General features: G+C 72.4%; 23 protein-coding genes. 13 read left to right on the forward strand and 10 right to left on the reverse strand.

Annotated elements, in window-relative coordinates; all coding sequences use genetic code 11:
- Positions 1 to 7 precede the first annotated feature (7 nt).
- The 3 genes from DK419_RS28860 to pyk all read right to left on the reverse strand — a co-directional run bounded on the left by DK419_RS28860 (position 8) and on the right by pyk (position 1,893).
- On the reverse strand, positions 8 to 178 hold the full coding sequence (locus DK419_RS28860; protein ID WP_162561398.1) for a hypothetical protein: 171 nt from the start codon (positions 176 to 178) through the stop codon (positions 8 to 10).
- A gap of 57 nt (positions 179 to 235) precedes the next feature.
- On the reverse strand, positions 236 to 367 hold the full coding sequence (locus DK419_RS29880) for a hypothetical protein (protein WP_280953914.1): 132 nt from the start codon (positions 365 to 367) through the stop codon (positions 236 to 238).
- A gap of 89 nt (positions 368 to 456) precedes the next feature.
- On the reverse strand, positions 457 to 1,893 hold the full coding sequence (gene pyk / locus DK419_RS25175; protein WP_109961504.1) for a pyruvate kinase: 1,437 nt from the start codon (positions 1,891 to 1,893) through the stop codon (positions 457 to 459).
- A gap of 166 nt (positions 1,894 to 2,059) precedes the next feature.
- On the opposite strand from pyk, the gene DK419_RS25180 reads away from it, so the two are divergent.
- The 4 genes from DK419_RS25180 (at position 2,060) to DK419_RS25195 (ending at position 3,340) form a co-directional block, all read left to right on the forward strand.
- The gene (locus DK419_RS25180) at positions 2,060 to 2,344 is read left to right on the forward strand and encodes a BrnT family toxin (protein ID WP_109961505.1); all 285 of its coding nucleotides are present in this window, start codon (positions 2,060 to 2,062) and stop codon (positions 2,342 to 2,344) included.
- Positions 2,322 to 2,636: a BrnA antitoxin family protein gene (locus tag DK419_RS25185; RefSeq protein WP_109961506.1), complete on the forward strand. Its 315-nt coding sequence runs from the start codon at positions 2,322 to 2,324 to the stop codon at positions 2,634 to 2,636. Before DK419_RS25180 ends, DK419_RS25185 begins: the two co-directional genes overlap by 23 nt.
- 121 nt (positions 2,637 to 2,757) lie before the next feature.
- On the forward strand, positions 2,758 to 3,033 hold the full coding sequence (locus tag DK419_RS25190) for a BrnT family toxin (protein WP_109961507.1): 276 nt from the start codon (positions 2,758 to 2,760) through the stop codon (positions 3,031 to 3,033).
- Positions 3,020 to 3,340, forward strand: a complete 321-nt coding sequence (locus tag DK419_RS25195) for a BrnA antitoxin family protein (RefSeq protein ID WP_109961508.1) — start codon at positions 3,020 to 3,022, stop codon at positions 3,338 to 3,340. Before DK419_RS25190 ends, DK419_RS25195 begins: the two co-directional genes overlap by 14 nt.
- 48 nt (positions 3,341 to 3,388) lie before the next feature.
- Here DK419_RS25195 and DK419_RS25200 read toward each other — a convergent pair whose 3' ends face one another.
- The 3 genes from DK419_RS25200 to DK419_RS25210 form a co-directional block, all read right to left on the reverse strand.
- On the reverse strand, positions 3,389 to 3,850 hold the full coding sequence (locus tag DK419_RS25200; protein WP_425352615.1) for a DUF1036 domain-containing protein: 462 nt from the start codon (positions 3,848 to 3,850) through the stop codon (positions 3,389 to 3,391).
- Positions 3,822 to 5,132 (reverse strand): glycerate kinase type-2 family protein, encoded by a 1,311-nt coding sequence (locus DK419_RS25205; RefSeq protein ID WP_109961509.1) that lies wholly within the window; start codon positions 5,130 to 5,132, stop codon positions 3,822 to 3,824. The genes DK419_RS25200 and DK419_RS25205 overlap by 29 nt, the downstream gene beginning before the upstream one ends.
- Before the next feature lie 72 nt (positions 5,133 to 5,204).
- On the reverse strand, positions 5,205 to 6,161 hold the full coding sequence (locus DK419_RS25210) for a DMT family transporter (protein ID WP_109961510.1): 957 nt from the start codon (positions 6,159 to 6,161) through the stop codon (positions 5,205 to 5,207).
- A gap of 163 nt (positions 6,162 to 6,324) precedes the next feature.
- Between DK419_RS25210 and DK419_RS25215 the strand changes: the two genes are divergently transcribed.
- The 5 genes from DK419_RS25215 to DK419_RS25240 all read left to right on the forward strand — a co-directional run bounded on the left by DK419_RS25215 (position 6,325) and on the right by DK419_RS25240 (position 10,787).
- Entirely contained in the window at positions 6,325 to 7,092 is a 768-nt protein-coding gene (locus DK419_RS25215) for an N-formylglutamate amidohydrolase (RefSeq protein WP_109961511.1), read from the forward strand.
- A 55-nt stretch (positions 7,093 to 7,147) separates the two neighbouring features.
- Positions 7,148 to 7,453 (forward strand): DUF1244 domain-containing protein, encoded by a 306-nt coding sequence (locus DK419_RS25220; RefSeq protein WP_109961512.1) that lies wholly within the window; start codon positions 7,148 to 7,150, stop codon positions 7,451 to 7,453.
- Between the two features lie 263 nt (positions 7,454 to 7,716).
- Positions 7,717 to 7,974, forward strand: a complete 258-nt coding sequence (locus DK419_RS25225; RefSeq protein WP_236012505.1) for a DUF2312 domain-containing protein — start codon at positions 7,717 to 7,719, stop codon at positions 7,972 to 7,974.
- Between the two features lie 225 nt (positions 7,975 to 8,199).
- Positions 8,200 to 9,480 carry a DUF3095 domain-containing protein gene (locus DK419_RS25230; protein ID WP_245442710.1) on the forward strand — a complete coding sequence of 427 codons (1,281 nt, stop codon included), beginning with the start codon at positions 8,200 to 8,202 and terminating at the stop codon, positions 9,478 to 9,480.
- A 137-nt stretch (positions 9,481 to 9,617) separates the two neighbouring features.
- The gene (locus DK419_RS25240; RefSeq protein WP_162561399.1) at positions 9,618 to 10,787 is read left to right on the forward strand and encodes a hypothetical protein; all 1,170 of its coding nucleotides are present in this window, start codon (positions 9,618 to 9,620) and stop codon (positions 10,785 to 10,787) included.
- Between the two features lie 60 nt (positions 10,788 to 10,847).
- Here DK419_RS25240 and DK419_RS25245 read toward each other — a convergent pair whose 3' ends face one another.
- Positions 10,848 to 11,879, reverse strand: coding sequence for a YncE family protein (locus DK419_RS25245; RefSeq protein ID WP_109961516.1), 1,032 nt, complete (start codon positions 11,877 to 11,879; stop codon positions 10,848 to 10,850).
- A 205-nt stretch (positions 11,880 to 12,084) separates the two neighbouring features.
- Between DK419_RS25245 and DK419_RS25250 the strand changes: the two genes are divergently transcribed.
- Positions 12,085 to 13,371 carry an OprO/OprP family phosphate-selective porin gene (locus tag DK419_RS25250; RefSeq protein ID WP_109961517.1) on the forward strand — a complete coding sequence of 429 codons (1,287 nt, stop codon included), beginning with the start codon at positions 12,085 to 12,087 and terminating at the stop codon, positions 13,369 to 13,371.
- 209 nt (positions 13,372 to 13,580) lie between these two features.
- Here DK419_RS25250 and DK419_RS25255 read toward each other — a convergent pair whose 3' ends face one another.
- On the reverse strand, positions 13,581 to 14,816 hold the full coding sequence (locus tag DK419_RS25255) for a L,D-transpeptidase family protein (RefSeq protein WP_245442711.1): 1,236 nt from the start codon (positions 14,814 to 14,816) through the stop codon (positions 13,581 to 13,583).
- A 241-nt stretch (positions 14,817 to 15,057) separates the two neighbouring features.
- Between DK419_RS25255 and DK419_RS25260 the strand changes: the two genes are divergently transcribed.
- From DK419_RS25260 to DK419_RS25270, 3 genes are all read left to right on the forward strand, one after another.
- Positions 15,058 to 15,369: a hypothetical protein gene (locus DK419_RS25260; protein WP_109961518.1), complete on the forward strand. Its 312-nt coding sequence runs from the start codon at positions 15,058 to 15,060 to the stop codon at positions 15,367 to 15,369.
- 34 nt (positions 15,370 to 15,403) lie between these two features.
- Positions 15,404 to 15,958 carry a spermidine N1-acetyltransferase gene (gene speG / locus DK419_RS25265; RefSeq protein ID WP_109961519.1) on the forward strand — a complete coding sequence of 185 codons (555 nt, stop codon included), beginning with the start codon at positions 15,404 to 15,406 and terminating at the stop codon, positions 15,956 to 15,958.
- Between the two features lie 80 nt (positions 15,959 to 16,038).
- Entirely contained in the window at positions 16,039 to 16,284 is a 246-nt protein-coding gene (locus DK419_RS25270) for a hypothetical protein (RefSeq protein ID WP_048445919.1), read from the forward strand.
- 94 nt (positions 16,285 to 16,378) lie between these two features.
- On the opposite strand, the gene DK419_RS25275 is transcribed toward DK419_RS25270, so the two are convergent.
- Both DK419_RS25275 and DK419_RS25280 read right to left on the reverse strand, forming a co-directional pair.
- Positions 16,379 to 17,317 carry a calcium-binding protein gene (locus DK419_RS25275; protein ID WP_162561400.1) on the reverse strand — a complete coding sequence of 313 codons (939 nt, stop codon included), beginning with the start codon at positions 17,315 to 17,317 and terminating at the stop codon, positions 16,379 to 16,381.
- A 411-nt stretch (positions 17,318 to 17,728) separates the two neighbouring features.
- Complete coding sequence (locus DK419_RS25280) at positions 17,729 to 20,101, reverse strand: PAS domain-containing hybrid sensor histidine kinase/response regulator (protein WP_109961521.1); 2,373 nt, start codon at positions 20,099 to 20,101, stop codon at positions 17,729 to 17,731.
- Between the last annotated feature and the right edge of the window lie 49 nt (positions 20,102 to 20,150).

Below are 20,150 nucleotides of genomic sequence, written 5' to 3' on the forward strand. Positions count from 1 at the left end.
TCCCACGTCAGGGCAGCGGCCTGAGCCGGCGGGTGAAGTCCGTCAGCTCGTCGATGTCCCAGCTGGTGCCGTTGTTCCAGAAAACCAGCAGATCGGCGTGGTTGAGGCGCACCCAGGCCCGGACCAGGTCGGCAGCCTGCCGGGACTGGACGGTGCCGATGAAATCGTCGCGGACCACCGGGTCGGGGCCGATCGAGACGATGACGCACGGCGCATTGCCCTCCGGCTTCTCGGCCTACCACTTGACCCGCGGGCCGTGAGCGCCGAGGCGCGACGAGACGAAGATCACCCCCGGAACATTGGTGTGTTTCCAGCCGAGATTGGTCATCTCGAAGTCCACGTCCTCGGCGAAATCGTCCGGGGGCATCCGGCTGGAATATCCCGGTTCCGCAGCAGGGTGGCTGACATCTCGGCCTCCGTCGTCGCAGCCGATCCAGGATAGCAGCAAACCAGCCCTCACGCCTTCGCCGCGTGCTCCGGCGTCACGGTCGCGATCCGCACGAGGTTCGTCGCACCGGGCGTGCCGAAGGGCAGGCCCGCCACCACGATCACCCGATCGCCGATCCCGGCGAACGCCTCGCGCACCGCGAACTTGCAGGCGCGGAACGACATGTCGTCGATGTCGCTGGCGTCGTTGGTGACGATCGGGTGGGTGCCCCAGGCGAGCGCCAGACGCCGCGCCGTCTCGCGCTTCGGGGTGAGCGCGATCACGGTGGCGTCGGGCCGGGCGCGGGCGAGGCGCAGGGCCGTCGAGCCCGACGCGGTCCAGGCCATCACGGCCTTGAGCCCGAGCGTGTCGGCGATCTGGTGGGCGGCGGCCGCGATGGCGTCGGAGGCGGTCGATTCCGGCTGGTTGCGCTGGGCCGCGATGATCGACCAGTAGGTCCCGTCCTGCTCGACCTGCTCGGCGATGCGGTTCATCGTCGAGACCGCCTCGACCGGAAAGGCGCCGGATGCGCTCTCGGCCGAGAGCATCACGGCATCGGCGCCTTCGTAGACCGCAGTCGCCACGTCCGAGACCTCGGCCCGGGTCGGCACCGGGGCGGAGATCATCGATTCGAGCATTTGCGTGGCCACCACCACCGGCTTGCCGAGGCGGCGCGCCCCGCGGGTGATGCGCTTCTGCACGCCCGGCACCTGCTCGAGCGGCATCTCGACCCCGAGATCGCCGCGGGCGACCATCAGCCCGTCGGCCACCGCCATGATCGCGTCGAGGGCCGCCACCGCCTGCGGCTTCTCGATCTTGGCCATCACCAGGGCGCGCCCCTGCGCCACCGCCTTGACCTCGGCGACGTCCTCCGGCCGCTGCACGAACGACACCGCGATCCAGTCGGCCCCGGCGGCGAGGCCGGCCTCGAGGTCGAGGCGGTCCTTCTCGGTCATCGCCGCGACGGGAATCGTGGTGTCGGGGAGCGACACGCCCTTGCGGTTCGAGATCCGGCCGCCGGTCACCACCCGGGTCACCGCCCGGCCGGGCGCGACCTCGGTCACGACGAGGCGCAGCTTGCCGTCGTCGATGATGACCGCGTGGCCGGGCTCCAGCGCCGAGAGGATCTCGGGGTGGGGCAGGTGGACCCGGGTCGCGTCGCCGGGCGTCGGATCGTCGTCGAGGACGAAGCCCTGCCCGTTCTCGATCGTCGCGGCGTCCGCGGCGAAGCGCCCGACCCGGAGCTTGGGGCCCTGGAGATCGACCAGCACGGCGATCGGCCGCTTCAGCTTCTGCTCGATGCCCCGGATCGTCGCCACCCGCTCGCTCAGCCGTTCCCGGGGCAGGTGGCTCATGTTGATGCGAAAGACGTCGGCGCCGGCCGCGAACAGCGCCTCGATCACCGCCGGATCCTCGGAGGCCGGGCCGAGGGTCGCGACGATCTTGGTGCGGCGGGCGCGCTTCATGAGGGTGTCGTCCTGAGGAAGAGGGGTGAGGGAGGATGGACCGTACGGAAAGCCGGTCGGCGGCTCAGGGTCAATTGGCGATTTGGGACCGGGGAGGATGTCAGGCAACAGGGTAGGGTCGGGCGGGCGCACCTTGCCCGGATCTGTTTTTGTAGATACAAAAACCATGAAGATCGTGTTCGACGAGCCGAAGCGGCAGACGGTCCTCGCAAAGCACGGCTTCGACCTCGCCGATTTCGAGTGCTGTTTCGATCGTGACACCGCCCTGGTGCTGCCGACACGGCCGAGCCGCACGGGTCGTGCCCGCTACCTCTTCATCGGCCGTTGGAACGGCGAGATCGTCGTCCTCGCGGTCGTGTCGCCCCTCGGCAGCGAAGCGTTGTTCCTCGTCAGCCTTCGCCGCGCGGATGAACAGGAAAGGCAAGCCTATGACCGGTACTGCGCACCCTGAGCGGCCCTCCCTCCTCACCTCCGAGGAGGATTGGGACCTCGACGGCGAGATCCCGCCTCTGACCGCCGAGGAACTGGCCCAGCTGCGCCCCGCCCGCGAGTCCCTTCCCCCCGAGGTCTACGCCGCGCTCCCGAGTCGCGGCGGCCGACCGCGCTCCGAGCGGCCCAAGCAGCTCGTGAGCCTGCGCCTGGACCCGGACGTGGTCGAGACCTTCAAGGCCACGGGGCCGGGCTGGCAGACGCGGATGAACGAGGTGCTGGCGGAAGCGGCGCGGAAGTTGCGGGCGGCCTAGCGAGGTGCTGCGGTAACGGGCGACGAGGCGCGCGCGAGAGAGCCGCGACGGCATCCCGGCAAGCGCCCGTGCCTGCAACGAGCCCCTTCGCCGAGGCCAGGTTTTCGTATATACTGAAACTATGCTGTTCAGCTACGACGAGCCGAAGCGGCAAGCGAATCTGGCAAAGCACGGCTTCGACTTCGCGGAGTTCGAGGAGGCGTTCGATTTCGATCGCTACGCCGTCCTGCCGGCCAAGCCCAGCCATACCGGCCGCGCTCGGCACAAGCTGGTCGGCACGTGGTACGGCGTGACCGTCGTCATGGTGATCGTCTCTCCGCTCGGCTCGGAGGCGACCGACATCGTCAGTGTCCGTCGTGCCGACCGCAAGGAAAGGACCATCTATGACGCGCTCTAGGCACGCTCCCGGCTATGTTCCGAATCCGAATTACGGCCAGGAGGATTGGGACGAGGTGTCCGACAACCCGCCGCTGAGCGACGAGGAGCTGTCCCGGCTCCGGCTCGGGCCGGAGGGACTGCCTCCGGATCTCGCTGCCGCCTTCAGGAGCCGTGGCGGGCGCCCGAAGGCCGAGGTGAGACGCGTCCCGATCTCGCTGCGCGTCGATCCCGAGGTGCTGGCCGCGTTCAAGGCCACGGGACCGGGCTGGCAGACGCGGATGAACGAGGTGCTGGCGGAAGCGGCGCGGAAGTTGCGGGCCGCGTGAGAGCCGGCGGATCGGTCACGCGCGCGCGAGGCCGACGCCGAACGCCCCCTACGGCCCCGCCCGGCCCGGATCCGTGAGCTGGATCGTCCAGCTCTTCTGCTCCCCCGTATCGACCTCGAAGAAGCCGTTGCGGTCGTAGCCGCGGGCCAGGCAATCCTCGACGCCCCGGATGGTGAACTCGCGGTCGCGGGTGCACATCAGCGAGCGGCCGCTCCACTCGCCGCCGCGATCGTAGTCGACCGCGAAGACGTAGTAGAAGCGGGCGGCCAGCGCCCCCTTGAGCAGGGTCTCGCAGCCCTTGGCCGAGAGGTTCCACCAGCCCTCGGTGACCCAGCCGCCGGAATCGCGGTAGCCGAGCGCGATGCCGATGCGGCTGCCGGTCATGTTGCACATCCGCAGGTCCGCCCGCGCCGGCCCGGCCCCGAGGAGGACGAGGAGCGGGGCCGAGAGCAGGGCGGCGCGGCGCGGGCGGGAAAACAGTTCAGCCAACCAGGATGATGCGGAGGTCATTGACGTTGGTGCGGGTGGGCCCGGGCCGGACGAGGTCGCCGAGCCGGTCGAAGAACGGGGTCGAGTCGTTCTCTCCCAAGCTCGTCCGCGCGTCGAGCCCCAACGCCGCCGCACGGGCGAGCGTCGTCGGGTCGATCATCGCCCCGGCCGGGTCGGCGGCCTCGCCGCGGCCGCCATCGGTGCCGTCGGTATCAGCCGAGAGGGCGCTGATGCCGGGAGCGCCGTCGAGCGCGAGCGCCAGCGCCAGCGCGTATTCCTGGTTCGGCCCGCCCTGTCCCTCGCCCCGGATGGTCACGGTCAGTTCGCCGCCGGAGATCAGCGCCGCCTTCCGCCCGGCGGCGGCCATCTCGCGGGCGAGGCCGGCCTGCGCCCCCGCGACCTCGCGCGCCTCGCCCTCGAGGTCGGCGCCGAGCAGCACCGGCTCGTAGCCGGCCGCCGCCGCCGCCGCGGAGGCGGCGTTCAGGGCGTCGACCGGCCGGGCGACGATGCGGAACTCGCTGCGGGCGAAGGCGGGGTCGCCCGGCTTCGGGCTCTCGTTGGCGGGGTCGTTCAGCAGCGCCTCGGCGGAGGGAGGCAGGGGGATGCCGCGGCGGGCGCAGATCGCGCGGGCGTCGGCCAGCGTGGTCGGGTCCGGCACGGTCGGGCCGGAGGCGATCACCGCCGGGTCGTCCCGGGGCACGTCGGAGATCGCCAGCGTCAGGAGACGTCCGGCGTTGCGGGCGGCCCCGGCCAGGCGCCCGCCCTTGATGCGCGAGAGGTGCTTGCGCACGCAGTTGATCTCGTCGATCGCCGCGCCGGAGCGCAGCAGCGCCCGGGTGATGCCCTGCTTCTCCGCCAGCGTCAGGGCACCCGCCGGGGCGATCCAGTTCGCCGAGCCGCCGCCGGAGAGGAGCACCAGCACGAGGTCGTCCGGGCCGGCGGAGGCCGCGAGGTCGAGCGCCCGTTGCGTCGCCGCGATGCCGGCCTCGTCGGGGACGGGGTGGCCGGCCTCCACCACCTCGATCACGCCGGCCGGCTCGCCGTAGCCGTGGCGGGCCACCGCGAGGCCGGCGATGCGGGCCGGATCGACCCCTTGCGCCCGGTAGTGGCGCTCGGCGAGAGCCGCCATGCTGGCCCCGGCCTTGCCCGCGCCGAGGATCACCAGCCGCCCGGCCGGAACGGGCGGCAGGTGCGGCACCAGGCAGCCGCGGGGGTGGGCCGCCGTGACGCCCGCATCGAGCAGGCGCAGCAGCAGGGCGCGGGTCTCCGCAGGGGAGGCTTCTCGGGCGGGGGCATCGGTCACGGGACGGCTCCTCTCTCGGTATGGTCACGCTTCGGGCCGGCTTCGTGCCGGTCTCGTTCTAGTCTGTTAGGGCTAGGCTGTTCGGCGAGAGCGCTTCGGCCGCGCGACCGCGATGCCGGCCAGGATCAGGCCGCCGCCGAGCACCTGCAGGCCCCCGAGGGCCTCGCCCAGCAGGAGCCAGGCCAGGATCGCGGCGGCCACCGCCTCCAGGAAGATCACCAGGGAGGAGAAGCCGGCGGGCAGGCGCCCGAGCGCCACCGAGAGCAGGCCCTGGCCGCCGGCATGGCTGATCAGCGCCAGCGCCAGCAGGCCGGTGGCGGCACCGGGCGAGTGCGGCAGCACCGGCCGGGTCTCGAGCAGGGCGACCGCGCCGAGCAGCACCAGGGCGGTGATGCAGGAGGCCACGAAGGTGACGCGGGCCGCCCCCAGGCCCCGGGCCCGGGCGCGCTCCACCGTCAGGAAGTAGAGGGCGAAGAACACCGCCGTGATCACCCCGTCCCGGTCGCCCGCGAGGCGGGCGGGATCGACCTGCACCGACTGCCCGACCAGGGTGGCGCCGCCGAGGAGGCAGACGAGGAGGCCGAGGAGCGTGCGCCCGGCGGGCCGGCGGCGCAGGCCGGCCCAGGCGAACAGCACCACGAAGACCGGCGCGGTGGTGGCGAAGAAGGTGGCGTTGGCGACCGTGGTGCCCAGGATGGCGAGGTGCCAGAACAGGAGGTCGCCCGAGAAGGCGAGGCCGGCGAGCACCGCCGACGGGGTGAGCCCACGGCGCAGGTGCGGCGCCCGCGCCTCCTCCCAGCGCATCCAGGCCCAGAGCACCGGCAGCGCCAGGGCGACGCGCCAGAACGCGCTGGCGAAGGGCCCGACCTCCGGGCTGACGAACCGCACCAGGATCGGGGACAGCCCCATCGCCACCGCGCCGGCCACGAGGGCGGCGAGCGCGGGACCGAGGCCGGTTGGGCCGAGATCGGCGGCGGGACCGGCCGCGGCGCCGGGGGCGGCGAGATCGGGCAGGGGCGTGCGGGACATCGGCAGAGCCTTCGGAGGCAGGACCTTCGCGGGACGGCAGCCCGCCGCGGGATTCCGTCGATGGTCACTATGGCAAGACGCGCCCGGCGTCACCGTACGGAGCGGATGGAGGCGGCCCCGCCATTTGGCTATGAGGTGAGCGGACCACGACCAGCGATCGCCGATGACAGCCGCCACAGCGCCCCACACCCACCCGCCCCATCCCGTCGAGACGATCCCCGGCGATCCGGCCTGCGGCCTCATCCTCCTGTGCGACCACGCCTCGAACGCGGTGCCGCCGGATCTCGACCAGCTCGGCGTCGCAAGCCCGCATTTCGAGCGGCACATCGCCTACGACATCGGGGCGGCGGCGGTGACGCGCGCGCTCGCCCGCCGGCTCGGGGCCCCGGCGCTGCTGACCACCTTCTCGCGGCTCATCATCGACCCCAATCGCGGCCGCACCGACCCGACCCTGGTGATGCGCCTCTCGGACGGGGCGATCGTGCCGGGCAACGCCCGGATCGGGCCGGACGGCGTCGCGGCACGGCTCGCCCGCTTCTACGATCCCTACGACCGGGCGATCGACGCGGGCGTGGCGGCCGCGTTCGCCGCCGGCGCGCCGCCCGCCATCGTCACCGTGCACAGCTTCACCCCGGCCTGGCGCGGGGTGGCGCGGCCCTGGCAGGTCGGCATCCTGTGGGACCGCGACGACCGCCTCGCCGGCCCGTTGATCGCGGGCCTGCGGGCCGACCCGGCCGGGTTCACGGTCGGCGACAACCAGCCCTATGGCGGTGGCCTACCGGGCGACACGATCGACCGCCACGCCATGGCACGCGGCCTGCCGAACGCCCTGATCGAGATCCGCCAGGACCTGATCGGCGACGAGGCCGGGGCCGAGGAATGGGCGGCGCGGTTCGCCGCCCTGCTGGGGCCGTTGGTCGCCCGCGCTTGACCGGGCGGGCGCCCGCCCCGACCTCTCGCCTCACGACCTTCAAGGGAGACACACGATGGACGGCATCGACGAGACCACCCGCACCGAGCTCGAGGCCGCGGTCTTCCGCCGGCTGGTGTCGCACCTGCAGGGGCGCACCGACGTGCAGAACATCGACCTGATGAACCTCGCGGGTTTCTGCCGCAACTGCCTGTCGAACTGGCTCAAGGACGCGGCCGACGAGCGCGGCCTGGCCCTCAGCAAGGACCAGAGCCGCGAGCACGTCTACGGCATGCCCTACGACGCGTGGAAGGCGCGCCACCAGGGCGAGGCGAGCCCGGAGCAGGCGGCGGCCTTCGCGGCGCGGGTGGAGAAGCACTGAAGCCCACCCGCGCGGATGCGGGCGGAGAAGCACTGAAGCCCGCCCGCGCGGATGCGGGCGGAAGAAGCACCGAGGCCCGCCCGCGCGGATGCGGGACGCCGGCTCGCGCAAGAACTCGGTAAGGTTGCGCATCTATCAAGATCCGGGAGGGCGAGCCGCGAAGGCCGCCATCCGTCAGTGGGTTGGGGTGCCTGATGGCCGCGTCCGCCCGCGGCGGCACGACAGACCCATCGGCCAGGAGACCGTGAATGAACGCGCACAGCATGCCGGACGCCGACGTCGCCTCGTCGGGCGTCGCCGCCGAGGAGCTCAAGCAGTTCATCGAGCGCATCGAGCGCCTGGAGGAGGAGAAGGCCGGCCTCCAGGGCGACATCAAGGACGTGATGCTGGAGCTCAAGGGCCGCGGCTTCGACGTCAAGGCGGTCCGCACCATCCTGCGCCTGCGCAAGAAGGACCACTCGGAGCGCCAGGAGGAAGAGGCGATCCTGGAGCTGTACATGCAGGCGCTCGGCATGGCGTAGGCCGCCGCAATCCCGCATCACGCTCGTCGGTGAGGCGCAGGGTCTCTCCTCTCCCCGTTCGCGGAAAGAGAGGGGAGACCCTGCGCCTCTCCTGTTTCGCGGACGACCCTGTCCGCCGCGGGGGGAGGGCGCATATGCGCCGGGTAACCCCGTGCCCGTAACCTCGTGCCCGTCCGCGCGAGGAACCGGCGCCGTAGCCCCGGGCGTTTGGGACGGATGGAGACGATGCCCCACCCAGAGCCCGCCGACGGCTTCCGCTACGCCGACCTCACCCCGGCGACCGACTTCCTGAGCATCCTCGACGACGCGCAGTACCGCTCCGTCCCGGACGGCTGGTGGGTGGCGGTCACCGACGTGGTCGATTCCACCGGCGCCATCGCGGCGGGCCGCTACCGGGCGGTCAACTTCGTCGGGGCGGCGGTGATCGCGGCCCTGCGCAACACGCTCGGGCGGCGCGAGATGCCGCAAGAAATGCCCTTCGTGTTCGGGGGCGACGGGGCGAGCGTGCTGGTGGCCCCCGACGAGGCCGAGGCGGCGAAGGATGCGCTCGCCGCGACGGTGACGTGGTCCCGCGACGCGATGGGCTTGAGCCTTCGCGCCGCCCTGGTGCCGGTCGCCGAGATCCGCACCGCCGGCCACTCCGTCGAGGTGGCGCGCTACGCACCCTCGCCGGACGTCGCCTACGCGATGTTCATGGGCGGCGGCCTCGCCTTCGCCGAGCGCGCGCTCAAGCGGGGCCTCTACGCCGTGACGGCGGCACCGCCCGGCGCGCAGCCGGACCTCACCGGGCTGACGTGCCGGTTCGAGCCGGCCCGGGCCCGGCACGGCCTGATCCTGTCGATCCTGGTGGTCGCCGCTGATGGCGCCGACCGGGCCGCCGCCAGGGCGGCGATCGCCGACGTCGTGCGGCTCGCCGCCGAGGCGCCGGCCCGCGGCCATCCCCTGCCGCCCGGCGCGCCTCCCTTGCGCTGGCCGTCGGCCGGCTTCGCGAACGAGGTGCGGGCGCGCGGTCCGCTACGGGGCTCGCTGGCGCTGCGCGGCCTCCACGTGCTGGGCGCGACGCTCCTCGCGCACGGGATCTTCCGCCTCGGGCTGCGGTTCGGCGGGTTCTCGGCGCCGCGCTACCTCGACGAATTGGTGGCGAACGCGGATTTCCGGAAATACGACGACGGCCTGCGCATGACGATCGATTGCGGGCCCGACCTCGCGGCGCGGATCGAGGCGCGGCTCCAGGACGCCGAGGCGGCGGGCCTGGTGCGGTTCGGCCTCCACCGCCAGGCGGCGGCGCTCACCACCTGCATCACCCCGGTCGCGGCGTTGCGCGACCACGTCCACTTCGTCGACGGCGAGGACGGGGGCTACGCCCGCGCCGCCCAGGCGCTCAAGGCCAAGGACTCGGCGAAGGTCTTGGCCAAGGAATCGGCCAAGGAATCGGCCAAGGACGCGGGGCGCGTCCTCGCGGCCGGCGCGGGTCCCGGCGGCGAATCGGCCCGGGCGCCGGTTTGAGGCGAGACCATGGCCCCGGAGCGCGCGGGCAGGCGATCGGTCGCATCCCACCCCTGCGTCAAGAGAAGGGACTTGGTGAGGAGACTCACCGTATATCCCGCCTTTCCGATTCGAACTGGAACAGAGCCCCTTTGGAAATGAACGACGCGGTGTGGACGGCTGAGGCGACCGAGAAGGCGGTCGCGCTGTGGATCGAGGGACGGGACCCGGCGGAGATCGCCGGCGTGGTCGGCACGACGGTCGCCGACGTGATCGGCCGGGTGGCGCAGGCCGCCCTGGCGCGCCAGCAGGCCGCGGCCACGGGTGCCGAGCCCGCGGCTCCCAAGCCCGAGCCCGTGGCTCCCAAGCCCGTGGCCGCGGCGCCCGCGGCGAGGCCCGCCGCCCCGGCGGAGACGGTCGCCGGGATCATTCCGGCCAAGGTGATGCCGGCCAAGGTCATCCCGCCCAAGCCCGCGGCCGCGCCGGTCGCCAAGGCCGAGCCCAGCAAGGCCGAGCCCGCCAAGGCCGAGCCTGCCAAGACGCCCCGGATCCTGCCGTCCCGGATCCTGACCGCCGAGACCGCCCCCGAGGCGCCGGTACCGGCCAGGCCCGCGCCGGCCCCGAAGGTGCTGCCCTCCCGGCTGACGGCCGAGGCCGCGCCGGTCGCCAGGGTCGAGGCCGCCAAGGTCGAGGCCACCAAGCCCGCCGCCAAGGTCGAGGCCACCAAGCCCGCCGCCAAGCCGGTCGCGCCGCAGCCCCGCCCGGCGGCCCCGCAGGCCGAGAAGCCGGCGCCCCGCGTCGAAGCGCCCGTCTCGGCGCCGGTGTTGAGCGCGCGCGCCCTCGAGGAGGCCACCCGGGCCTTCCTCGCCGCCAACAAGGCGCCGGCGCCCGCCCGCAAGCCGGCGCCCGCCGTGAAGGCGGCCCCGGCCGTCAAGCCGCCGGTCGCGGTCCAGGCCGAGGCGCCGCGAGTCCAGGCTCCGGCGCCGCGTTCGGTCGAGGCGCCGCGTCCGGTCGCCCCCGTCGTCCAGGCGGCCCCGGCATCGGTTCAGGCTCCGGTGGCGACGGCCGAGGCGGGCGAGGGCGGCAGCGTCGTCGCGCTGCCGATGTCGCGCCGGGTCCCGGCGGCGGCGGCCGACGGCGGCGAGGGCGTGCTGTTCCTCAAGGCCGGCCTCCTCGACTGCACCTACCCGCTCTGGGCCGACGGCGACGGCACCGCGATCGAGACCAAGCGCGTCTGCGGCTGCCGCGTGCTCACCGGCAAGCGCTGGTGCCGCACCCACTACGCGACGGTGTTCGAGCCGCCGAAGCGGCCGATGCGGGCGGCGTAAGCCTCCCGACGCCGTCCGGACGGCCGGAAGTCCCGTGCCGGGCCCCGCGGGGGGCCCGGCTCAGCCGGGCAGCACCACCATCACGTCCGGCTCCCGCCCGGTGGCGAGGTGGCCCTGGACGCGCCGCCCCTCGAGGTCGACCACCGCGATCCGGTCGTCCTCCAGGGCCGCGAAGGCGAGCGGGCTCGACGGGTGCCGGGCGAGCGCCACCGGCGCCCCCTCGAGCGGCACCACCGCGATCTCCTTCAGGGCGGGATCGAGGAGCGACAGGCTCTTCTCGGCGTAGTTCGCCAGGATCAGGTCGCCCTCCGGCCCGCAATCGACCCGGACCACGTCCCCCCGCGTCGGCAGGGTGCGGGTCACCGTCATCGCCTCGGTGGCAAGCGCGGTCAGCGTCGCGCTGCGACGGTTGGCGACGTAGAGGGTCGCCTCGTCGGGGGAGAGCGCATTGCCCTCCGGCCACAGGCCGGTCGCGGCGATGCGCGGCGCGTCCGCCGGCGCGAACGGCCGGACCCGGCTCACGGTGTTCGACAGGATGTTGGCGACGTAAGCGGATTCGCCGTCCCGCGACAGCGCGAACAGGTGGCCCTTGATGCCGCCGGTCGCCACCGCCCGGTCCGGCCGCTCGGCCCGCTCCGGCGCGTCGAAGCCGAGGAGCACGTCGCGGTCCTCGCTCAGCACGAACAGCCGGTCCTTCGCGTCGAGCCGGATCCCGTGCAGGCGCCGGAACGGCGCGCAGGCGATGGTGCGCGCGAGGCTCCGCGTCCCCAGGTCGACGACGTGGACGGCGTCACCCCCGGGGCCCGGCGTGGTCGAGGACTTGGCGCCGTACAGGGCCGCGTAGGCGCGCGCGCCGGCCCGGTCGACGACGAATTCGTGCGGGTACTCCCCCGGCAGCTCGACCCGGCCGGTGCGCCGGCCGCTGGCGAGCTCGTAGAAGCTCAAGGACCGGTCGCCCTTCTCCATCACCAGGAGGGTGTCGGAGCGGCCGGCCGCGCCCTGCGCCCGGGCAGGGCCGGCCGACGGCGCGAGAGCGGCGATCCCCGACAGGCAGAGGCCCGACGTGAAGGCGCGGCGGTCGATGGGGGGCATGGAGGGTTCCTCGATCGTCCCCGACACAACCCGGCGGTGACGCAACGGTTCGCCCGCGACGGGCATGGTACGACCCGGCACGGCACGACCTGGCGTGGTGCTCCGGCCACACCGGCCGAGGAACGTGGCCGCTCCCGTCGAAGGTCGCAGCACCGTCACGGAATAACAGGCAGCGTTTGCGCGTTCCTGCTGCGAGGATCCGGCCATGTCGCACCGCACCCGCCCGCATCCGCGATCGCCCTGGCCGCTCGCCGCCCTCCTGCTCGCCGCCTGCAGCCTGCCCGCCGCCGCCGTCGAGGGCGTGCCCGGGCCCTTCGGCGAGCGCCTGACCATCGACGAGAAGGGCATCACCCTGAAATTCCCCGACGACGCCGCGACCCTGCGGATCGGCGGGCGCCTGCAGCTCGATTTCGGCACCGGGCGGGTGCAGCAGCGCGGCTTCGGCACGGTGTTCGACACGCCGATCGCCGTGCGGCGCTCCTGGATCGAGAGCTACCTGACGCTCGGCAAGGAGCTCGAGCTCGCCTTCCAGTACGATTTCGCCGAGCCGAACCGGCCGATCAACGACGCGGTCGTCGCCTACAAGGGCTTCAAGAACGTCATCGTCGCGCTCGGCAACATGAAGGAGCCGTTCAGCCTCGACCAGCTGATCTCCGACAACAACACCCTGTTCACCGAGCGCTCGCTCGCCGACGCCTTCGCGCCGGCCCGCAACTTCGGCCTCGCCATCGGCACCCACGGCGAGCGCTGGACCGCGGTGACGAGCGTGTTCGGCGGCAACATCAACAACGCCGCCATCGGCGACCAGGGCATCGCCTCGACCACCCGGATCACCTACGCTCCCTACCTCAGCGAGGACGGGAACGACGTCCTGCATGTCGGGCTCGCCGGCAGCTACCGCTCGCTGCCGAACGACGGCAGCGCGCTCACCCTGTCGAGCCGCTCCGAGGCGTTCCTGTTCGCGCGGCAATTCGTGAATACCGGGGGCATCCGCGACGCGGCGAGCATCGGCCGCATCGGGCTCGAGGCCGCCTGGCAGACCGGGCCGTTCCGGCTCCAGGCCGAGTACATCCTGACCGAGGTCGGGCGCTTCGGCGGCGCGCCTCCTCTAAGCTTCCAGGGCGGCTACATCCAGGCCGGCCTGCTCCTCAACGGCAAGGGCCGGCGCTACCAGATCGCCCCCAACTACGCCACCGAGTACGCGGTGTTCGGGGGCGTGCAGGTCGAGGAGGCGCAGCGCGTCAGCCGCGGCGGCACCGGCGTGTTCGAGCTGGGACTGCGCTACAGCGCCATCGACCTCGAGGACCGCGCCATCCGCGGCGGCATCGAGCAGGACTTCACCGCCGGCATCAACTGGTACCCGGACCGCAACATCCGCTTCGTGTTCGACTACGTCCGCTCCCACACCTCGCCCTCGCCGGCGAGCCTGAACTTCAACCGCCGGACGATCGACGCGGACGCGTTCATCGGGCGGGCGCAGCTGTATTGGTGAGATGAGCGTCGATCTCGTGTGCCGATCGGCGAGAAGCACATCCTCCGCGTCATCCCGAGGCGAGAACCCGGGAACCATGGACGCTGGGGATTGAGGAGGAAGCGAGACGCCTCGTCTCGAAGCACCAGCGGTCATGGATCCCGGGTTCCGCTGCGCGGCCCCGGGATGACCAGGATGGCGTGACTTCGGGCAGCCCGATCAGACAGGCCCTACGGCAGCACCGCGAACTTGCCCGTCAGGAAGAACGGCCGGCTCGGCGCGGGCGAGGCCGCGAGAGTCAGGCGGGACGGCTCCTCCGCCAGGCGCAGGCGCGAGAACGGCGACGGCTCGGTCTCGATCACCGGCAGCGGCACGAAGGCCGCCGCGACCTGGATCGGATGGATCGGCGGCGGCGGGCGCCGGCGGGCCGGGATCACCACCACCTCGCGGCCGGCGAGCGCCAGGGCCTCGGGCCGGCTGACGTCGCCGAGGCCGGCCGGCACGATGAAGGCCGAGAAGGGGCTCGCCGCCGGGGTGCCGTCGGCCGCGTAGGCGGTGGCGCTCGTCACGGCGCCGGTGACGGCGGCCGGGCTCGCCATCGCGGCGAAGGCCGAGGCGCGCTTGAGCATCGCGGTGAATGTCGGATGCTGGCCGCCATCGGCGTAGGTGGTGCGCACCGCCTCGACGCCGCCCTCGACCAGCGCCTGGATGCGGGCCTCCTCCTCCGTGCGACGCGCCACCGCCAGCGCCTCGACCGCCGGGTCGGGGTAGGGGGCGAAGACGTAAGCCCCGCCCTCGACGCCGACCAGCGGCTCGCGCCCCGTCGCCTCGAACCGGTCCGAGCCCTCCTTGAGCTGGCGCCAGAAGGCGATGTGCCGGTCGGTGCGGTGGCGCGCCATGGCGCGGGCGGTCATCCGGAACGGGAAGGCCTGGAACTGGAACGCCGCCTGCCCGCCGGCGAGCGCGTCGCGCACCAGCGCGTAGATCTCGCCGACCTGCCGGTCGGTCATGGCAAAGCAGCCCGCCGACGAGCAGGTGCCGTGCACCATCAGGGCCGAGCCGGTGCCGCCATGGGCCCGGTCGTAGGCGTTGGGGTAGCCGACGTCGAAGGAGAGGTAGTAGGCCGAGTTCGGGTTCAGCTGCCGGGCCGCCACGGCGTAGAACCCCTCCGGCGCCTGGCGGTCGCCGGCCCGGGTCTTGGGGCCGAGCTGGCCCGACCAGCGGCAGATCGGGAAGGTCCTGAGATGGACGAAGCGGCCGTCCGCCGCCCGCTTCCACACCTCGATCTCGGATTCCTGCTTGTAGGCCCGCAAGAGCACCGGCGCCGAGGGCGCCATGTTGCGCGCCGCCATCAGGGCGGTCGTGGCGGGCGGCACGGGAGCCAGGTGCTTCGGGGCGGCGCCGGCGGGTGCGGACCCGGCGAGGAGCGCCGCCAGGCACAGGATCGTCCTTCCCCGCACGCCCATCCCCCGCCGCTCCATCCTCGCCCGCGCCGACGCCTGCCATCGCAATGTGGCGGTTTTCGCGCGAGAGCCTGCCGGACAAGACTGACGAAATCGCTGACGGAGTGGATTTTTTCTCGGACCGCACCGGCTCCGTCCCGCGACGGACGGCATTCGCAAGGTTTCGTTAAGGGCTTGTTCGCGCCTGGCGCGCAGCATCGATCCGCTCGTGCCCGTCACGGGACACCGGAGCACGGAGGCGCCCATGCCCGAGACCGGACCACGCTGGCTGCGGCTGGTGGACGAGGAAGTCGGGGCCGAGGCCGACGGGCCGCTGCCGGGAGAGGCGGGGCGCCGCCGCCTCGCCGCCCTGCGCGGCCAGCTGCGCAACCAGCTCGCCGCCCTGCACGACACCCCGCTCTCCGCCGAGGTGCGGGCGACGCCCGAGGGCGCCGAGGCCGCCGCCGCGCTCGAACGGCTGGCCCTCGAGGTCACGCGCCTGGCGGAGGGCTGGGATCGCCTCGCGGCGGCCGTCGCCGCCCTGTCGGCGGGTGACGGGGCGACGCTGGAGGAGTAGGGTCCGGCCTCCTGCGGGCACCGACCGGACGACCATGGCGCCGACCATCAAGCTGCGACCGCTGGAACGCGAGGACCTGCTCTTCGTGCACCAGCTCAACAACAACGACAGCATCATGCGCTACTGGTTCGAGGAGGCCTACGAGTCCTTCGCCGAGCTGGCGCAGCTCTACGAGCGCAACATCCACAACCAGACCGAGCGGCGCTTCATCATCGCGACCCCGGAGAACGAGCGCGCCGGGCTGGTCGAGCTCGTCGAGATCAACCACCTGCACCGCTCCTGCGAGTTCCAGATCGCGATCCACCCGTCGTTCCAGGGCCGCGGCTACGCCAGGCGGGCGACCCAGATCGCGATGGACTACGCCTTCAAGGTGCTCAACATCCACAAGCTCTACCTGCACGTCGACAAGGACAACCGGCGCGCCATCGGCATCTACGAGGCCTGCGGCTTCGAGACCGAGGGGACCTTGCGCGACGAGTTCTTCGTCAACGGCAAGTACCGCGACGCGGTGCGGATGTGCATGTTCCAGCCGTCCTACCTCGCCCAGCGCGGCGGCGGCGACGTCAACGAGCCGGTGCTGAAGACCTGAGGATCTCGGGGCCGCAGGCCCTGGCGCATCCGGGCCCGGCTCCCCTATTGAGAGGGCCGACCGGAGCCCCCAGAGCCTTGCTGCGCGAAACCTACCACATCGAGATCATCGGCCCCGAGGACGCGCCGGTCCAGCGCGCCTCGATCCGCACCGCCGGCCTCGACGCCGCCCGCGAGCGGGCGCTTCGCCTGTTCCGCCGCGCCCGGGTGCCGCAGCGCTCCGGCCCCGCGGCCGAGGCCGTGCGCATCGTCGATGGTGCCGGCACCGAGGTCTTCCGCTGGAGCGTGTGGGACGAGGGGACCGGGCCGGGGCGGGGCCGGGGCTGACGCCGCGAGGCGCGTGGTGCCGGTTACGCGCCGGCCCCTCGGGCACGCCTCGCGGGATCGCGGCAAGGCGCAATCCCGCTCCGCCCCGATCCGCTCAGACGAAGAAGCGGTCGTTCACCTGCGCGGCCGCGACGCCCTGCAGCTCGATCGAGTTGCCGCCGCCGAGGTCGAGCAGCGCGTAGCCGGCGACGCTCGTCGACAGGGTGTAGGCCTGCCCGTTCAGGGCGATGCGGTCGCCCTGGGCGTAGGAGAAGTCGCGGATGAGGTCCTTGCCCTCGCCGCCGCCGAACACGAAGCGGTCGGCACCGGCGCCGCCGATCAGCACGTCGTTGCCGTCATTGCCGGTCAGCGTGTCGTTGCCGTAGCCGCCCACGAGGGTGTCCTGGCCCGACCCGCCATACAGGAAATCGCTGGCCAGGCCGCCGGTGATCTGGTCGTTGCCCGCGTCGCCGAACAGGACCACCGTCGAGGTATCGCTGTCGTAGCCGATGACGTCGTCGCCGTCGCCGCCGTAAACGACATCCGAGCCTTCGCCGAGACTGCCCCGGATGGTGTCGTTGCCGCCGCCGCCGTAGATGATGTCGTTGCCCTTGCCGCCGCGGATGGAATCGGCGCCGTCGCCGGAGGTCGAGTCCTTGCCGTCGTCACCGTAGATGACGTCGTTGCCCAATCCTCCGGTCAGGATGTCGTTGCCGCTGTTGCCGTAGATCGTGGACGCGTCGAGATCGTTGCCGTACCAGATCTTGTCGTTGCCGGCACCGCCATAGACCGTGTCGTTCCCGGTATGGATCGGCGATGCGCCGCCATCCGTGATGACGTCGTCATCGTCTCCGCCATCGACGAGATCGTTGCCGAGGCCGCCCAGGAGGGTGTCGCTGCCTGCCCCGCCGTAGAGCTGATCGTTGCCGCCACCACCGAGAATGCAATCGTTGCCGCCTTGGGCGCGGAGAATCACGCCATATGGCGCCGAAACGAAATCGAAGACATCGTCGACGTCGTCCTTGTCAGTGACTGTCGTCTCGTATCCCGTCACGTAGTTATAATTAGTCATCCCTAGCCCCATCTTTCTTGATTTAGGGACAACCCAATAAATCACCAAATGCGACCAAATTATGAACAGTCTTGACCGTCGATCGCAGGCGGCATCGACTGTGACGCGGCAGTCGCATCTTCGTCCTCGCAACACCAAGCTCAAGCTGGACTGTGCGAGGGAAGCCGAGCCCGGATTCCCGCCGAGCCGGGCAGTCCGGCCCGGAACCTGGCCCGATACCGGTCACAAGCCGGCGGGAAGGTGCGGCGACGCCGTCCGGCCCTGCCGGGCATCGGGATCCGCGGCCCTGCCGCGGGCGAGCCTGCACCTCCGGGGTTCTTCGTCATCGCGCGGGTGCCGGGAATCCGCCGGGATCGCGCCGGAAGGTCCGACGGCACGGCGGCGGGGCGGGTCTCACCCCCCCTCCGGCCCCGTCCGCGCCGCCAGTTCGTCGATCAGACCCTGCAGCGAGGGCGGCACCGCCTCCGGCACCCGCTCGGCATACATCGTCCGCAGCATCCGCCCGATCTCGTTGAGGGAGATGCTGCCCTTGACGATCACCCGCTCGGTGTCGCGGCCGAGCCGCTCCTTCTCGGCCGGCGTGATGTCCTTGGCGGTGAGCACCACCACCGGCACGTCGGCGCCGTCGGGGCGGGCGCGCAGGCGGGTGAGGAAGTCGAAGCCGTCCATCACCGGCATCATCAGGTCGAGGAGGATCAGGGACGGCCGGCCCTCGTCGAGGCGCTCGAGGCCGACGGCGCCGTTCTCCGCCTCGTGCACGGTCCAGCCGTCCCGGGCGAGGCTGCGGCGCAGGCGCTCGCGCGCATCGGCATCGTCGTCGACGAGGAGCACCGTGCCGGGGGAGTCGGACGGGCGGTAGCGCTCCATCAGGCCCTTGAGGTGGTCCCAGTCGATCGGCTTGACGAGGTAGTCGGTGGCCCCCAGCGCCCGGCCGAGGCCCTGCTCGTTGACCACCGAGGTCATGATCACCGGGGTCGCAGCGAGGTCCGCGTCGCTGCGGATGGCGTGCAGCACCGACCAGCCGTCCATCCGGGGCATCTCGATGTCGAGGAGGATCGCCCGGGGTTTCAGGGCCCGGGCGAGCGCGAGGCCGGCCTTGCCGTCGTTGGCGGTGCGCACCCGGAACCCCTCGCGCTCGAGGAAGCGGGAGAGCAGCTCCCGGGCCGCCGGGTCGTCGTCGACGAGGAGCACCACGTCGTGGCGCGCGGCCTCCGCCTTCGCCTCGGCGAGGGCCCGCACCTCCTCCGGGCTGGGCTCGTCGTCCCGTGCCGTCAGCACCGCCGGCAGCCGGATGGTGAAGGTCGCGCCCTCGCCGTAGGTCGAGGTCACCGTGATGTCGCCGCCCATGCGCCGGCAGAAGGCGCGGGTGATGGCAAGCCCGAGCCCGGTGCCGCCGAATTGCCGGGTGGTCGATTCGTCGGCCTGGGCGAAGCGCTCGAACAGCCGGCCGATCTGCTCCTCGGTGAGCCCGATGCCGGTATCGGCAACCGCGAAGGTCAGCCAGTCGGCGCCCTGCTCCACCTCGCGCCGGGCCGAGAGGATGATGGTGCCGCCTTCCGTGAACTTCGCCGCGTTGCCGAGGAGGTTGACCAGGCCCTGGCGCACCTTGCCCTGGTCCTGGCGCATGGCGCCGACGTCGTCGGGGATGTCGAGGACGAGGCGGTTGCGCTTCTTCCCCACCAGCGACTCGGTCGCCGACACCACGTCGTCGAGCATGGCGCGGACGGAGAAATCCTCCGCCGCCACGGTCATGCGTCCGGCCTCGATCTTCGAGATGTCGAGGACGTCGTTGATGAGGCCGAGCAGGTGGCGCGCGGACGCTTCGATCTTGCGCAGGTCGGGCAGCAATTCGGCCTGGCCCAGGTCCTCCAGCTCCTCGGCGAGCATCTCCGAGTAGCCGATCACCGCCGAGAGCGGGGTGCGCAGCTCGTGGCTCATGTTGGCGATGAACTGGCTCTTCGCGCGGTTGGCGGCCTCGGCGGCGTGGCGGGCGCGGTCGATCTCGGCCTCGGCCTCCTTGCGGTCGGTGATGTCGACATGCATGCCGACCCATTCGCGCACGCGGCCGTCCTCGGCGGTGACGGGGGCGGCGCGCACCTCCATGTAGCGCCAGGCGCCGTCGCGCCGGCGCAGGCGGTACTCGATCTCGAACGGCGAGCGCGTCTCGACGGCCCGGGACCAGGCGTCCGCCGCCTTGGCCTGGTCGTCCGGGTGCACGGCCTCGACCCAGCCCCAGCCTTGCGCCTCCTCGTCGCTCTGGCCGGTATAGGCGGTCCAGCGCCACTGCCCGATCGTCAGCTCGCCGCTCGCATCCGTCGACCAGATGATCGCCGCGGCGCTGTCGACGAGGGCGCGGAAGCGGTCCTGGGCGTGGCGCAGGCGCTCCTCGGCGGCGCGCCGGCGGGTGATGTCGGTGTTGGTGCCGTACCAGCGCACGATCTGCCCGGAGGCGTCGCGAAACGGCCGGGCCCGGGACAGGAACCAGCGGAAGGTCCCGTCGGCCCCTTTCAGCGGGAAGGTGTCCTCCCACGGCTCGCCGGTCTCGAAGGCGCGGCGGAAGCGGGTCTCGACCCGCGCGAGGTGATCCGGGTGGTGGACGGCGCGCCAGCCCCAGCCCTGCATCGTCTCGAACGTGGTGCCGGTGTACTCGTACCAGCGCTGATTGTACCAGACGATGGCGCCGTCGGCCTCGGCGATCCAGGCGAGCTGCGGCAGCGACTCGGCGAGGTTGCGGTAATCGTCCTCCCGTAGGCGCGCCTCGCTCATCGGATCGAGGCCCGGCGGGAGGGCAGGCGCAGGGTGTCGGGCATCCGGG

This window comes from Methylobacterium terrae, from assembly GCF_003173755.1.
In the GTDB taxonomy this organism is placed as follows: Bacteria; Pseudomonadota; Alphaproteobacteria; order Rhizobiales; family Beijerinckiaceae; genus Methylobacterium; species Methylobacterium terrae.

Bases quoted from the DNA above. Each gene is read 5' to 3' on its own strand.
- DK419_RS29880 (WP_280953914.1), bottom strand. From the start codon at position 367: ATGCCCCCGGACGATTTCGCCGAGGACGTGGACTTCGAGATGACCAAT.
- pyk (WP_109961504.1), bottom strand. From the start codon at position 1,893: ATGAAGCGCGCCCGCCGCACCAAGATCGTCGCGACCCTCGGCCCGGCC.
- DK419_RS25180 (WP_109961505.1), top strand. From the start codon at position 2,060: ATGAAGATCGTGTTCGACGAGCCGAAGCGGCAGACGGTCCTCGCAAAG.
- DK419_RS25185 (WP_109961506.1), top strand. From the start codon at position 2,322: ATGACCGGTACTGCGCACCCTGAGCGGCCCTCCCTCCTCACCTCCGAG.
- DK419_RS25190 (WP_109961507.1), top strand. From the start codon at position 2,758: ATGCTGTTCAGCTACGACGAGCCGAAGCGGCAAGCGAATCTGGCAAAG.
- DK419_RS25195 (WP_109961508.1), top strand. From the start codon at position 3,020: ATGACGCGCTCTAGGCACGCTCCCGGCTATGTTCCGAATCCGAATTAC.
- DK419_RS25200 (WP_425352615.1), bottom strand. From the start codon at position 3,850: ATGACCTCCGCATCATCCTGGTTGGCTGAACTGTTTTCCCGCCCGCGC.
- DK419_RS25210 (WP_109961510.1), bottom strand. From the start codon at position 6,161: ATGTCCCGCACGCCCCTGCCCGATCTCGCCGCCCCCGGCGCCGCGGCC.
- DK419_RS25215 (WP_109961511.1), top strand. From the start codon at position 6,325: ATGACAGCCGCCACAGCGCCCCACACCCACCCGCCCCATCCCGTCGAG.
- DK419_RS25220 (WP_109961512.1), top strand. From the start codon at position 7,148: ATGGACGGCATCGACGAGACCACCCGCACCGAGCTCGAGGCCGCGGTC.
- DK419_RS25225 (WP_236012505.1), top strand. From the start codon at position 7,717: ATGCCGGACGCCGACGTCGCCTCGTCGGGCGTCGCCGCCGAGGAGCTC.
- DK419_RS25230 (WP_245442710.1), top strand. From the start codon at position 8,200: ATGCCCCACCCAGAGCCCGCCGACGGCTTCCGCTACGCCGACCTCACC.
- DK419_RS25240 (WP_162561399.1), top strand. From the start codon at position 9,618: ATGAACGACGCGGTGTGGACGGCTGAGGCGACCGAGAAGGCGGTCGCG.
- DK419_RS25245 (WP_109961516.1), bottom strand. From the start codon at position 11,879: ATGCCCCCCATCGACCGCCGCGCCTTCACGTCGGGCCTCTGCCTGTCG.
- DK419_RS25250 (WP_109961517.1), top strand. From the start codon at position 12,085: ATGTCGCACCGCACCCGCCCGCATCCGCGATCGCCCTGGCCGCTCGCC.
- DK419_RS25255 (WP_245442711.1), bottom strand. From the start codon at position 14,816: ATGGGCGTGCGGGGAAGGACGATCCTGTGCCTGGCGGCGCTCCTCGCC.
- DK419_RS25260 (WP_109961518.1), top strand. From the start codon at position 15,058: ATGCCCGAGACCGGACCACGCTGGCTGCGGCTGGTGGACGAGGAAGTC.
- speG (WP_109961519.1), top strand. From the start codon at position 15,404: ATGGCGCCGACCATCAAGCTGCGACCGCTGGAACGCGAGGACCTGCTC.
- DK419_RS25280 (WP_109961521.1), bottom strand. From the start codon at position 20,101: ATGAGCGAGGCGCGCCTACGGGAGGACGATTACCGCAACCTCGCCGAG.